The organism is Streptosporangium subroseum, assembly GCF_900188345.1.
Classification (GTDB): Bacteria; Actinomycetota; Actinomycetes; order Streptosporangiales; family Streptosporangiaceae; genus Streptosporangium; species Streptosporangium subroseum.
The window spans coordinates 1-12,453 of sequence record NZ_FZOD01000015.1 but is presented as its reverse complement, the minus strand read 5'-3'; the positions used below and the strand labels follow the sequence as shown (position 1 = coordinate 12,453).

Below are 12,453 nucleotides of genomic sequence, written 5' to 3'. Positions count from 1 at the left end.
AAGTGACACGAACAAGGGCGTACCGATTTAACGTCGTTCGACAAGGAGAAATTCATCGTGAGCACGACTTCAGTGAAACGCGGCGCGGCCGCGATTGCTGTCGCCCTGAGTCTCATCACAACTAACGGTGCCGCTGCAGTAGCGGAGAGCACAGCTCCAACCGCCACCGACGCGAAGCAGCAGCTATCCGCAGGAGCGTTCGCTGCCGCGACTTCTCGGCTCCAGAACCTGAACAGCCTGAAATGCCTGCTCATCCAAGGCACGGCCAACGACGCCCCCGCCGTGCAGTATAACTGCACTGATTATGCCGACGAAAAATGGACGTTCGAGTATGTAGGATTAGAGGTATCTCGTCAATACTGGAGGATCCGAAACGTCAACAGCGGGAAGTGCCTGGTCGCGCGGGGATATTTCGATGATGCCGTCCAGTCTGCATGCGCTAACTATGCTGACCAGCATTGGTTCATCGATTACGACGAGTACCAGCCCTACGTCCGGTTGATCAATCGGAATAGCCGCTTCTGTCTCACCGCAAAGGGAACGGCGAACGGTACACGCGTCGGGCAAAGCTACTGCGACGAATTCGCCGATGAGTGGTGGTACATGGTGTGACGGGGACGCTTCGGTAACAACTGCCTAAGCTTCGCTTTTAACCCGGTGGCGGGTGGTTCTCGACGTGGAACGGCCACCGCGCGATGCTCCGAGTACGACCAAGTGCCCGGAGGTGTGTGGTGGCCGTCGTTTCGAGTGTGCTCCTACCGAACCCATCTCGCCAAGGGCTGGCCTGCCTGGCGGTGTTCCGGCAGGAGCTGATGGGCTGCTTCACCCGTCGCTCGGATGCGCTGTTCGAGCTCACCGATGCCGTGCTGGCCGCCGGGCCGGTGGTCTCGTTGCCGCACCTGTCGCTGGATCCGCTGTATCGCCGCGGACACGGCAGCGTGTATGCCGCACTGGCCAAAGGGCAGATCAACACCGGCATCCTGCGGAATCTGCTGGCCAGACAGTTGGCTCAGCGGCCTGCGGTGTTCGCCATCGACGTCAGCTGCTGGGCGCGCAGCGACGCCGAATGCTCACCCAGTCGCGGGTTCTACTACCACCCCACACGGCACTCAGCGGGCAAACCGATCATCGCCGGGTGGGCGTTCTCCTGGTTAGCCGGCCTGGAGCTGACGACCAACTCCTGGACTGCTCCACTCGATGCGGTGCGCCTGCTGCCGGGCACGAACATCAACGATGCCGCGGCCGCCCAGATCCTCCAGCTGCTGCCGCGCCTGCCCGATGCCAGCGGGCGGCTCTCGCTGTTTGTTTTCGACGGCGGCTACGACCCGGTCCGGCTGGCCCTTGCCCTGGCGGCCACGCCGGCGCAACTGCTGGTGCGGATCCGTTCCGATCGCTGCTTCTACGCCGATCCGCCGCCCGCCGAGGTGGGCGCCCTGGGCCGACCGCGCCGACACGGTAGGAAGTTCGCCTGCGCCGACTCGAGCACGTGGCCGACCCCAACGGCCGCTCTCACCACGACAGATACGCAGTACGGCACCGTGACCGTGCACGCCTGGAGCGGGCTGCATGCCAAAACCCAGCAGCATGACGGGCACGGCAGTCGCGGTCCGCGCCCGATCGTGGCCGGCACCGTGGTCCGGCTCACCGTCACCGCGCTCCCCGGCCGCACCCGCAAGCCCGCCACTTTGTGGCTGTGGTGGCACGGCCCCACCGGTTGCCCCGTGGACCTGGATCTGCTGTGGCGCTCTTATGTGCGGCGGTTCGACCTGGAGCACACCTTCCGCTTTTGCAAGCAGACCCTGAACTGGACGCTGCCCCGGCCTCGCACTCCCGAACAGGCCGATCGATGGACCTGGCTCATCCTCGCCGCCTACACCCAGCTGCGCCTGCCCTGGGAAAAACCGCTACCCGCCAACCGATTAACGCCCGGACGGGTGCGGCGCGCATTTCGCTCCGTTCACGCGGTGCTAGGCACTCCCGCCAGCGCGCCACAACCCTGCGGGCACTCCCCGGGTCGCCCACGCGGCACCACCCGCGGACCTGCTCCCCGCCACTTGGCCATCAAAACGACCAGCCGGACGGCCTGACATCCGCCACCGGGTTAAAAGCGAAGCTTAGAAGAGTCGGGGTGGCCGGGCCCTTCTACCTACGGGGGTGCTCAGGGGTTCGAGCCAGTCGGCGATCCAGCGCAGGAGACGGAAGACGTGCTCGCTGAGACGGTCCGAAACCGAACAGCGCGGAGGTCAGAACGGTGAGCCCGGCGGCGGTCTCCAGTCCGGCGATGAGGATGCTCAGCGCGGAGTGGGCGGTCCAGCATTCGGGAGCGCTCCTTGCTCAAACGCCTGCTCGTCTCCGCCGCCCTGGGTCGCACTGGCCGTAGTCGGCCCGGTCCACGCTTCTACCGTTGCCGCGGCGTCGGCGTCCGCGGGAGCTCGACGGCCGCGTGCAGCTATCACCGCGACGGCCTCATGTGTCGATCGTCACCCCGGGTGCGTACTGTCCGAAGGCGGCTCACACCAAGTACGGTATGCGAAGATCACTGACCGCAGATACAAGCGCTCGGCATACAGCAACTGCCGATGGTGCTGGAAGCGCCTCTAACCTCCCCACCTGATCAACGCCTCGCTTGGTGCAATGACCAGGCGAGGCCGGATTACCGTGTCCATTGCGCACTGATGAAGAGGTTCATCTCACGCTCGCCGGCATCGGCCACCTTGGAGTCGCCGGTCCGAATGACTTCCATCTGCCCTGCCATCTATTAGCACGTGGAGACCTCGTCGTGACCGACTCCCTGTTGTCAGCCCTGATCGGCGAAGAGATGTCGTCTGTGATCTTCATCCGCGACTACGTCCAGTTGGACTTCGACGGGCCGAAGCTCTCTCTGTTCAGCTGGCCACAGATCGCCGTGGATTCCACGGTCCGGTTGATGGGTGATCCGGGGTACAGGGACACACTGTGCGCCTTGATCGGGCATGCCGTCCTGGCAGCGACGGAGGACACTGATACGGGACTTGTTGTCGACTTCGGGCTTGGTTCGGTGGTGGTCAAACCGGAGCCCTCCCAGGTGGAAGGGCCGGAGATCGCATTGCTCATGGGATTCACCGATCGTGCGGACTGGATGGTGTGGCGCCCGGGCGAATACCCCTTCGACGGCCCAGAGTGGTCTTGACGTCGCCAGTACCAACGCACCCCGCCGGATCCGCGACTACAGGTGAAGCGGCCGATGGACCCGCTGACGGGCGTCAGTTCTGGCGTGTTTGGCTGATCGCCTTTCGTGATCTTTTGGTGGGACTGATGATGTCGGCATGGTGGCGCGTGTGGTGAAGTGGGCGGGCCGCGACGGGGTGCCGTACTCGCCGCTGGAGTCGCGCTCGGATCCGGAGGGTCTCGCGGAGATGGATGCGTTGTGCGTCTACCTGACCAAGGCATGCGGGCACGTGCCCCGAGAACGGCCCTCTGTGACACTGCGCAAGCCGGATGCCGAAGAACACGTTGAGGCGGTTCGGCGTTTGGATGCCCTCGGTGCGCTCCCCGCCGGATCAGCAGCTGCTCCGTATGCTCCAGGAGGATGAGCAGCCGGCCTTCGAACGGGCCCTGGCCGGTCGTCTCGTTCAGCACTGCGAAAGCGCACCAGCCGGCGCGGCCCCCGAAGTCTGTTGCCGATCGGCATGATCGCTCTCGCCGCACTGGCTGTCCGGGTGCACGGGTGGGAGCCGGGCATCAGATCCGGCTATCTACCGGAAGGCCTGCTGCATGTCCCGGAGGGCGCCCCGCAGGTCGGCGGCTGACGCCGACGTGGTGGCCCGCGGCTGCCGGCCTCGCCCGGGCACGGTGAACCAGGCGAGGGGGATGGGGCTCGTCGGTGCCCCACCGGCTGCTCCGGGCGATCGCGCCGTACAACCTGCTGTTCAGACGACTGCTCGCGGTGCCGAGTGGTGTCGATGGTGACCGCCGGTTCTCCCGCGCGTGCGGGAAACGCCCACGCCGATGTCAGCGATTCCGCTGGGCCGGCAGCCGTTTACGCTGCCCGCGCTCCGCCCGTACGGCGGGCGCGGGCCTCGCGGCTTATTTCACGACGACGGCGGCGATCTTGCTGATCGGCTCGGCCAGCGCGTTGATCGCGTCGGACAGCTTCTTCAGCTCGTCCTTGGACAGTTCGTTGTGCAGCTGCCAGCCATCGCCCTTCTGGTGCGCGCCCAGCGCGTCCTCGGCGGCGGTGAACTTCTCGTCGAGCGTCTTGACCAGGTCGGGGGCGCGCTCCTCCAGCACCGGGCGCAGCGACTGGACGGCGGCCTTGGATCCCTGCAGGTTGGCGTCGAAGTCCCACAGGTCGGTGTGCGACCAGGTGTCCTCCTCACCGGTGATCTTCCCGGTGGCCACCTCGTCGAGCAGCTCCTTGGCGCCGTTGGCCAGCTGGACGGGGGAGAGCTCCGCGGTGTTGGACTTGTCCACGATGGTCTTGACGTCGGTCATGAGCTTGTCGGCGATCGGACCGTCCTTGGAGACGTCCTTCTTGATCCACAGATCCTTTTCGATCTTGTGGTAGCCGGTCCACTCCTGACCCTCCTCAAGGTCGGCCTCGCGCGCGTCGATGGCCGGGTCGAGGTCGCCGAAGATCTCCGCGACGGGCTCGATGCGCTCCCAGTAGGTGCGCGCGACCGGGAAGAGGGCCTTGGCCTTGTCGATGTCGCCGGCCTTGACGGCGTCGACGAACTCCTGGGTCTTGACCAGCAGCGTGTCGCTCTGCGACTTGATGTAGCGCTTGTAGCTCGCGGTGGCGTCCGCCAGCTTGGCGTCATCGGTCAGCGGCGTGTGCTCACCGCTGACCGTCAGCGGGTTGCGGATGCCATTGCCGATCATGCCCGGCTTGCAGGCGGCCTCGTAGGTGCCGGCCGGCAGCTCGACGATGACGTCGCGGGTCAGGCCGGGCACGATGTTCTCCACCTCGCCCATCACGCGGTCACCCGGCGCGTAGACGTAGAACTCGGTGACCTTGGAACCGGCGTTGGTGATGGCGAACGTGGAGGTGCCGGCGTTCACCTCGCTGACCGCGACCTTGCACTCGGTGTCGTTCGCCGCAACGGCGATCTTGCTGTCCTTGGCGGGGCCGGGGCTCGCCGCGGTGCCCGCCTGCTGGGGTTCGCTCGAGCAGGCGGACAGCGCGGCCAGGGCCAGCCCGACGGCGACGAGAGTGATGGACGTACGCATGGTTCTCCTATTGAGCAGGGGTGGTGACGGCGGGCGCCGGGCGCTTGGACTGCGGGCGGAGGAAGAGAATCAGCGTGGGCACCGCGTAGACGATCCAGGCGATGGTCTCCAGCACGCTCGGCTGCGGGGTGATGTTGAACATTCCGGCGACCAGGGCGCCCCACCAGGAGTCGGGGGGGAGGACGGCGCTGATGTCGAACGCCTGGGTGGAGAGGCCCGGCAGGATGTTGGCCTCCTGCAGGTCGTGCACGCCGTACTTGAAGATGCCGGCGGCGACCAAGATCAGCAGCAGTCCCGTCCAGGTGAAGAACGTGGTGAGATTGATCTTCATGGCGCTCTTGTAGATGCCCCAGCCGAGCACGATCGAGGTGAGGATGCCCAGGCTGATGCCGATCAGCGGGGTGGCACTCGTGGTCGCGCCCTGTACGGAGGCGAAGAACAGCAGTGAGGTCTCCAGGCCCTCGCGGACCACGGCCAGGAACGCCATGATGGCCACGGCGGTCGAGCCGAGCTGGAGCGCGTCGTTGAGCTTGGTGCGCAGCTCGCCGGAGAGCGAGCGGGCGGCCCGGCGCATCCAGAAGATCATCCAGGTGACGAAGACGGTGGCGAGCAGCGAGGTGATCGCGTCGAACAGCTCCTGCTGCTGGTGCCCGAGGTGAGCCGCGGTGAAGGTGAGCAGCGCACCGAACCCGACGGAGAGCGCCACCGCGGCGATCACTCCGGCCCACACGAGGGGAAGGCGATCCTTGCGGTCGCCTTTGACCAGGAACGCGACGAGAACGGAGACCACGAGGGTGGCCTCGAGTCCCTCGCGCAGGCCGATGAGGTAACTGGCGAACACCGTCACTCCAGGGTCAATGGAAGGCTTGCCTAAACTAGGGCAGGCAAACCTTACTTGATAGGACCTCAAGTTTCTTTCACGGGGTGTGTGGAGTCAAAAATGACGCGGCGTCCCCTGAGCTGGGATCTTGGTGAGGGGCCGGGCCGGGCGTGATCGTCATCCGTGCCGGCGTGACAGCGGGACTGGAGAACGGCCGGCCCGCAAGAGCAGTGGGCCTGCAAGGGCAGTGGGCCTGCAAGGGCAGTGGGCCTGCAAGGGCAGTGGGCCTGCAAGGGCAGTGGGCTCGGAAAAGCGGCGGGCCTGCAAGGGTGGCGAGCCTAGAAAAGCGGCGGGCCTGCAAGGGTGGCGAGCCTAGAAAAGCGGCGGGGTGACGGCCGTGTCCGCCGGGATCGCCTCACCGGGCTCGAAGAGCCGGATCACCCCGTACTCACCGTCGTATCCGGGGTCCCGGACCACCTCGCCGCGGCGCAGCCGGCGGATGGCCTCGGCCAGCGGCAGGGAGCGGATCGCGATGTCGTCGACCGGAACGTCCTCCAGGATCGCCAGCTCCGGCCCCAGGGCGGCGACGAGCTCGTCGACCTCCGCGAGCACCTTCTTGCTCGTCGGTCCCACGCCGAGGACCTCGCCCACGATCTCCGGGAGGGGGACGAGGCTGCGGAAACCGGCGGCGCCGTCCGGCCGTACGCCCTTCTTACGGTCGGCCAGCTCCTCGACCCGGCTCAGTACGCCCACGGTGAGCGGCTTGCCGCACACCGGGCAGATCCCGTCGCGCCTGCGCGTCTCCTCCGGGGTCATCCGGATGCCGCACTTGCGATGCCCGTCCAGGTGGTACCGGCCCTCCTCGGGGAAGAACTCGACCGTCCCCTCGTGCCCGGCGCCGGTCCGCAGCGCGCGCAGGATCGCGAAATAGTCGAGGTCGACGTCGAAGACCGTCGTCTCGCGGCCGATCCTGGGCGGCGAGTGCGCGTCGGAGTAGCTCACCATCCGGTAGCCGTCCAGGCCGGAGACCCGCCAGTTCATCTCGGGATCGCTGGACAGTCCGGTCTCCAGCGCGAAGATGTGGTCGGCCAGCTCGCCGTAGCACTCCTCGATCGTGTCGAATCCGGACTTGGAGCCGAACACGCCGAACCACGGCGTCCAGACGTGCGCCGGCACCAGGTAGGCGCCGTCGCCGCAGTTCAGGGTGATCTGCAGCAGATCGCGGGAGTCCAGGCCGAGGATGGGCCGGCCGTCCGAGCTCAGGTCGCCGACCTGTGCGAGCCTGCGGTTGAACGCCTCCGCCGCGTCGAAGTCGGGCAGGTACACCAGGTGGTGGATCTTGCGAGTGCGCCCGGCACGCCGGTAGACCGTGGAGACCTCCACCGACAGCATGAACCGCACCGGGGCGGCGGCCACGCTGGGCGGCAGCTCGCGGGCGATGTCCTCGTCCAGCTCCGCGCGCAGCCGGAACAACCCGGGCTCCGCCGGTACGAGGGCCTCGCGGAGCCGGCCGAACCACGCCGGATGCGTGAAGTCGCCGGTGCCCATCACGGTGACGCCCTTGCGCCGCGCCCACAACGTCAGATGCTCCAGGTCGCTGTTCTTGCTACAGGCCCTGGAGTATTTCGAGTGCATGTGCAGATCGGTATGAAAGCGCACCTGTGACATTTTGTCACAGGCCGAACACGAAAGCCCTGAAGAGCGCCTGAACCCAACCCGTGGCGCCGATCCGGGATGTCAGCCGCTCCAGCGCGCGGCCATGCCGGGCTTCCCACCAATCAAAACCGAGATACACCCTTAACTGGACAGGTCCCGCCGACGAAGCGGAAGGCCCCGCGCACTGCGCTGAGGGCCAGGTGTTCCACGATCAAGACGATTTATGAACACGAGGTCACGGAGTCCGCCACCGTTGGTCATGGAAAGGATGAGCTCTTCTGGCCCATGCGGCCCAGCCGTTCCAGGGCGGAGGCGGACAGGGATCCCTGTGCAGCGGTGCAGACGAACAGGAACTGCTCGAGGTCTCCGGGGAGACGCAGAAGCTGGTAGTTGGTAGAGAAGTCCCCGACTATCGGATGGTGAAAGGAAATCGTTCCCGAGGCGCGCTCATATACATGCTGAGAAGCCCATATTCTCCTGAAGTCCTCGTTTTCCAGTAACTCCCCGATCAGCTCGTTGATCCTCGGCTCGTCGGGATGACGCCCGAGGGCAAAATGGAGCATGGCGGTGACGTCGGTCGCCACGTGCTCCCAGTCGAGATACAGCGTGCGTGAGTTCGGGTCCAGGAAGAAGAATCTCGGGAGGCTGTTGTCTCGCGCCGGTCTGTCGTCCTGCCACATGTGCAGGGCATTGAACGGCCGGTTGGCGGCCAGGATGTCCAGGCAATGGCTGAATACGCACGCCGGGATGTCGGCGTGCTCCAGTGCATCGAGCAGTTCGTGGGTCACGGGTGGTACCCGTTGCCAGATACCTGCGTGACGGACGGGATTGATGATGGGACTGGCCAGCGTAAACAGGTGATCACGCTCGCTCTGGTTGAGCCGGAGCGCGCGGGCGATCGAGTCGAGGACTACCGGAGAGGCGCTCTTGCTGCGGCCCTGCTCCAGCCGGGTGTAGTAGTCGACGCTGACGCCGGCGAGTCGTGCGAGCTCCTCGCGACGTAGCCCTGGAACACGTCTTTGCCCTACGCCCTCCATCCCGACGTCTTCAGGATTGATGCGGGCCCGGCGAGAGCGGAGGAAGTCCCCTAGTCCCACGAGGCGTTCCATTTGTCCAGTATATTCCCTTCTCGACCCAGGACCGCTGTCGTTCTGGCGACCTTTGATCGGGGGCTCTACCGGTGAGCGGGGGGCCGGACTTCCATCGGTGGTAATAGGTAGTCCACGTCACGGGGGGCTGTGCCCAACCCAGATGAGGGCCGATTTCCACCGAAGCCGGGAAGAGCGTCGACGTCGCATCTGAGAATGTTTGCGATCAGGTCACGAAGGCGGCCAAGTGGCCTCATGTTGACTAGCCTCACCGGCATGCCCCTTGCCTCGATTCCAAGCCCTTCCGAAGGGGTCTGGTATATCGGATTTATCCCGATTCGGGCCTACGCATTGTGCTTCGTCGTCGCGATCATCTTCGGCATCTGGTTCAGCGAGCGCCGCTGGCGCGCTCGCGGCGGCGAGAAGGGCACGATCAGCGAGATCGCGGTCCCCGGAGTGATCTTCGGCCTGATCGGCGCTCGCCTCTACCACGTCATCACCGACTGGCAGACCTACTTCGGCCCGCGCGCGATCAAGGAGCCCTACCGGGCGCTGTTCATCTGGGAAGGCGGGCTCAGCATCTGGGGCGCGATTGCCCTGGGAGGCGTGGGCATGTGGCTGGCCTGCCGTCGCCGGGGGCTGTCTCTGGGCGCCGTGGCCGACACGGTCGCGCCCAGCATCGCGTTCGGGCAGGCGATCGCCCGCTGGGGCAACTGGTTCAACCAGGAGCTGTACGGCAGTCCAACCACGTTGCCGTGGGGCCTGGAGATCGACCAGGCGCACGGCGGTGAGCCAGGCGTGCTCTACCACCCGACGTTCCTGTACGAGTCGTTGTGGGACGCGGCGCTCGGTTTTGCACTGATCCTGGCCGGTAGGCGGTTCACGCTGCGCCACGGCCGCCTGTTCGCCCTCTACGTCGCCGGCTACACGTTCGGGCGGTTCTGGATCGAGGGGCTGCGGATCGACCCGGTGGGCGGAGTGGACCACGCGGTGACGCTCCTGGGGCTGCGGATCAACCAGTGGACCTCGATCGTGCTGTTCATCGGCGCGCTGGTCTATCTCTGGGTGACTCGTAACAAGGGCACCGAACAGATCGTGGTGCCGGTCTCACAGCACAAGGCCTCGCACGAGGAGAACGGCGGGCAGGCTTCCGATCCGATCGAGAGCACCTGACACGACCAACCATCTGCCACGATCTCATCGCTGGCGCCGCCGCCCTCGGGACCGAGATCGATCACCTGGGACCTGGCCGCCGGCCGGTTCCGTCCCGGGCTGCAGGTCGAGGGGATGACTGCCCGCTGGAGGCGCTACAGCGAGGACGGCGCGATGCTGGTCGCCTCCGACCGGGCCAGCCTGGGCGTATGGGAGCTGTCTGGCACCGCCCCCATCCTCTACTACAAGCTGGCCGACACCATGAACAAGCCGCTGGCCCGACTCAGTCCCGACCACACTCGGGTCGTCTACCTGACAGGGCGAGGCTCCGTGGTCACCCTCGACCTGGGGCACGACCTGCGGCCGCTGAAGGCGGCACGGGCGGCGGAGGGGGCGGCGTTCGGCCGGGCGCGCGGATCGCCGCCGTCGAAGGCGACGGCGGGCTGACGTTGTGGGACGTCGACCGCCGGCGGGCGCTCGGCCCGCTGCGCGGCGGACCCGTCTCGTCCGTGCTGGCCTTCAGCCCGGACGGCCGATGGCTGGCGGCCGGCGCGGCCGACTCCCGGCGGGCTGACGTTGTGGGACGTCGGCCGCCGCGCCTCCGCCGGGACCATCCGCCTGGCTGACGGCGACTCGGTGGACGGCCTGGTGTTCAGCCCCGATGGACGGGTGCCGGCAGCCTCGCCCGATGAGGGCCCCGCCGAGTTGTGGGACGTCGCGAGCCAGACCCGGCTCCGCATCCTGCCCGGTGACGGCGACCGTGCCATGGCCTTCCGCCCCGACGGCGGCGCCCTGGTCATCGGGGGTCTCAACAGCGCCCTGGTGGACCTGCGCGACGACGCCGTCGTGGACAAGCCCTTCGGTGGCAGCCTCGACGGCGTCCGGTCCATCGCGTACGCGGGATCCTGGGTCGCCACCGGCTTCCACCAGTTCGGCGTCGATCTGTGGAACGCCTCCGGCGGCCCGTCCCAGGGCCGTTTGTGGCCGGATCCCGCCGAGTTCGACACCGTCGTCGCGCGGGCGTTCACCGCCGGAGGAACGCTGCTGGCGACGGGCGGGACCAGCGGCGCGGTACGCCTGTGGGGACCGGCCGGCCGGTCCCCATCGGGGAGTCCTACCAGGCGCACGTCCACGAGGTGCTCGCCCTGGCCTACACCGGCGACGGCCACCGGCTACGAAGCGTGGGCGCGGACCACAAAGCGGTGGCGTTCAGTTCGCGGCCAGTTCCTCGAGCACGGTGGGCCGGCTCGGGCTCCACCCGAACCGCTGCTTGGCCCGCGTACCCTGCGCCTGCTGATCGAGCAAGAGCGCGTCGGCGAACAGTTCGCCCAATCGTGCGCGGGTCTCGTCGGCGGACTCCGGCGCCAGGGTGCCCTCGGGGCCGACCGCCGCCTGTGCCATCTCCCGCACGGTGGGGTTGACGCCGGAGGCCGCGATGTAGAGCTCCCCGCCGGGAGCGCGTTCGTACACGTCGACGTAGAGTTCCGCGAGATCCTCGACGTGGACCGTGGACCAGCGCTGTTCTCCAGAGCCGATGAGCCGCAACGCTCCATCCTCGCTCCGAGGCCCGTAAGTGAACATCCCGGCCGGAATGCCCTTGCCGTGGCCGTACACCACCGACGGCGAGATCACCGAGGCCTTGAGGCCCGACTCGAGAACCCGCCGCTGCCGCTCAACGCGCCATGCGGTGAGAGCGGCGGACATCTGATCGCTCTCCTCCGTGATATCTGGATTGTCGCCCCAGGTCCAGATACCGCCGGTGTAGACGAACGGCTTGTCGGTGCCCCCGAATGCCGCCAGCACGGCAGCGATCAACGCGTCGTCACCGTCCTGGCCGAGCGCGGCGAGGTGGATCGCGCCGTCCGCGCCGCGCACCTGCCCGGTCAGCCACGCCACGTCGGTCACGTCACCGACGACCGCCTCGGCGCCGGCGTCGGTCACCGCCTTCGCCGACTCGTCGCTGCGGACGACCGCACGAACCAGGTGTCCACGCGAGCGAAGGACCTGAAGGACGAAAGCACCGATGTATCCGGTGCCACCAGTGATCAAAACGTTCACGCTAGTCCCCTTTTCGAAGCTTCAACTGATGTACGGCCGGCCCGCCTGCTTGAAACGTCACGCCAGCTGTGATCTGCGCCGTTTCGGATGGCGCTCATCGGCCGGCTCAACTCAACGCTTCCAGCCGGCGCAGTCGGCATCCAGGCCCAACAAGTGCCTGGCTCGTCCGACGGCCCACGCAGCGCGGTGACCGAGAACTGCCCGGCCATGGTGCTTGGGCCCGATAGCGTCCGCGTTGTCCGTCCACACGCCGATGTCATGGCGGCAGGTACTGGCGAGAATGCCCTGGCCTTCGGCGATCGCGGTCTTGTCCCACGGATGGCGTTGCTGGTCGGCGAGAGGTATGAGTCGCGTCGGTGTCGGTGCGGGCTTCCTGGTGTGCGTCGGTGGGCAGCATGAGTGCGAGTAGCCCGGCGACCTCGGCTTCGCTGGGTAACAAGCGATGCAGCAACCGGGTGAGCCGGATTACCG

Annotated in this window: 12 protein-coding genes; 6 read left to right on the top strand and 6 right to left on the bottom strand. The window is 66.9% G+C overall.

Annotated features, from left to right (window positions below; genetic code table 11):
• The first annotated feature begins 57 nt into the window (after window positions 1-57).
• From CHC08_RS17200 to CHC08_RS50715, 4 genes are all read left to right on the top strand, one after another.
• Window positions 58-612, top strand: a complete 555-nt coding sequence (locus CHC08_RS17200; RefSeq protein WP_179282082.1) for an RICIN domain-containing protein — start codon at window positions 58-60, stop codon at window positions 610-612.
• 119 nt (window positions 613-731) lie between these two features.
• Entirely contained in the window at window positions 732-2,087 is a 1,356-nt protein-coding gene (locus tag CHC08_RS17195) for an NF041680 family putative transposase (RefSeq protein ID WP_218825346.1), read from the top strand.
• A gap of 578 nt (window positions 2,088-2,665) precedes the next feature.
• Entirely contained in the window at window positions 2,666-3,169 is a 504-nt protein-coding gene (locus CHC08_RS17190; RefSeq protein ID WP_218825345.1) for a hypothetical protein, read from the top strand.
• Between the two features lie 448 nt (window positions 3,170-3,617).
• Window positions 3,618-3,788, top strand: a complete 171-nt coding sequence (locus CHC08_RS50715) for an Imm49 family immunity protein (RefSeq protein WP_275937181.1) — start codon at window positions 3,618-3,620, stop codon at window positions 3,786-3,788.
• 277 nt (window positions 3,789-4,065) lie between these two features.
• Here CHC08_RS50715 and efeO read toward each other — a convergent pair whose 3' ends face one another.
• From efeO to CHC08_RS17165, 4 genes are all read right to left on the bottom strand, one after another.
• Complete coding sequence (gene efeO, locus CHC08_RS17180) at window positions 4,066-5,208, bottom strand: iron uptake system protein EfeO (protein ID WP_089208309.1); 1,143 nt, start codon at window positions 5,206-5,208, stop codon at window positions 4,066-4,068.
• 7 nt (window positions 5,209-5,215) lie between these two features.
• Complete coding sequence (gene efeU, locus CHC08_RS17175; protein ID WP_089208407.1) at window positions 5,216-6,049, bottom strand: iron uptake transporter permease EfeU; 834 nt, start codon at window positions 6,047-6,049, stop codon at window positions 5,216-5,218.
• A 351-nt stretch (window positions 6,050-6,400) separates the two neighbouring features.
• Window positions 6,401-7,696, bottom strand: a complete 1,296-nt coding sequence (locus CHC08_RS17170; RefSeq protein WP_245878376.1) for an endonuclease Q family protein — start codon at window positions 7,694-7,696, stop codon at window positions 6,401-6,403.
• A 245-nt stretch (window positions 7,697-7,941) separates the two neighbouring features.
• Complete coding sequence (locus CHC08_RS17165) at window positions 7,942-8,793, bottom strand: helix-turn-helix transcriptional regulator (protein ID WP_089208308.1); 852 nt, start codon at window positions 8,791-8,793, stop codon at window positions 7,942-7,944.
• Between the two features lie 195 nt (window positions 8,794-8,988).
• On the opposite strand from CHC08_RS17165, the gene lgt reads away from it, so the two are divergent.
• Window positions 8,989-9,945, top strand: coding sequence for a prolipoprotein diacylglyceryl transferase (lgt, locus tag CHC08_RS17160; RefSeq protein ID WP_338055680.1), 957 nt, complete (start codon window positions 8,989-8,991; stop codon window positions 9,943-9,945).
• Between the two features lie 114 nt (window positions 9,946-10,059).
• Window positions 10,060-10,371, top strand: a complete 312-nt coding sequence (locus CHC08_RS17155) for a hypothetical protein (RefSeq protein ID WP_089208306.1) — start codon at window positions 10,060-10,062, stop codon at window positions 10,369-10,371.
• A 762-nt stretch (window positions 10,372-11,133) separates the two neighbouring features.
• Here the strand turns inward: CHC08_RS17155 and CHC08_RS17150 are convergent.
• Together CHC08_RS17150 and CHC08_RS52920 are read right to left on the bottom strand one after the other, a co-directional pair.
• On the bottom strand, window positions 11,134-11,982 hold the full coding sequence (locus CHC08_RS17150; RefSeq protein WP_089208305.1) for an NAD-dependent epimerase/dehydratase family protein: 849 nt from the start codon (window positions 11,980-11,982) through the stop codon (window positions 11,134-11,136).
• Window positions 11,983-12,238: 256 nt separating this feature from the next.
• A complete protein-coding gene (locus tag CHC08_RS52920) occupies window positions 12,239-12,421 on the bottom strand; it encodes a hypothetical protein (RefSeq protein WP_420823572.1) in 183 nt (60 codons plus the stop codon).
• Window positions 12,422-12,453 lie beyond the last annotated feature (32 nt).

Bases quoted from the DNA above. Each gene is read 5' to 3' on its own strand.
- efeO (WP_089208309.1), bottom strand. From the start codon at position 5,208: ATGCGTACGTCCATCACTCTCGTCGCCGTCGGGCTGGCCCTGGCCGCG.
- CHC08_RS17170 (WP_245878376.1), bottom strand. From the start codon at position 7,696: ATGTCACAGGTGCGCTTTCATACCGATCTGCACATGCACTCGAAATAC.
- CHC08_RS17165 (WP_089208308.1), bottom strand. From the start codon at position 8,793: ATGGAACGCCTCGTGGGACTAGGGGACTTCCTCCGCTCTCGCCGGGCC.
- lgt (WP_338055680.1), top strand. From the start codon at position 8,989: ATGTTTGCGATCAGGTCACGAAGGCGGCCAAGTGGCCTCATGTTGACT.
- CHC08_RS17155 (WP_089208306.1), top strand. From the start codon at position 10,060: ATGACTGCCCGCTGGAGGCGCTACAGCGAGGACGGCGCGATGCTGGTC.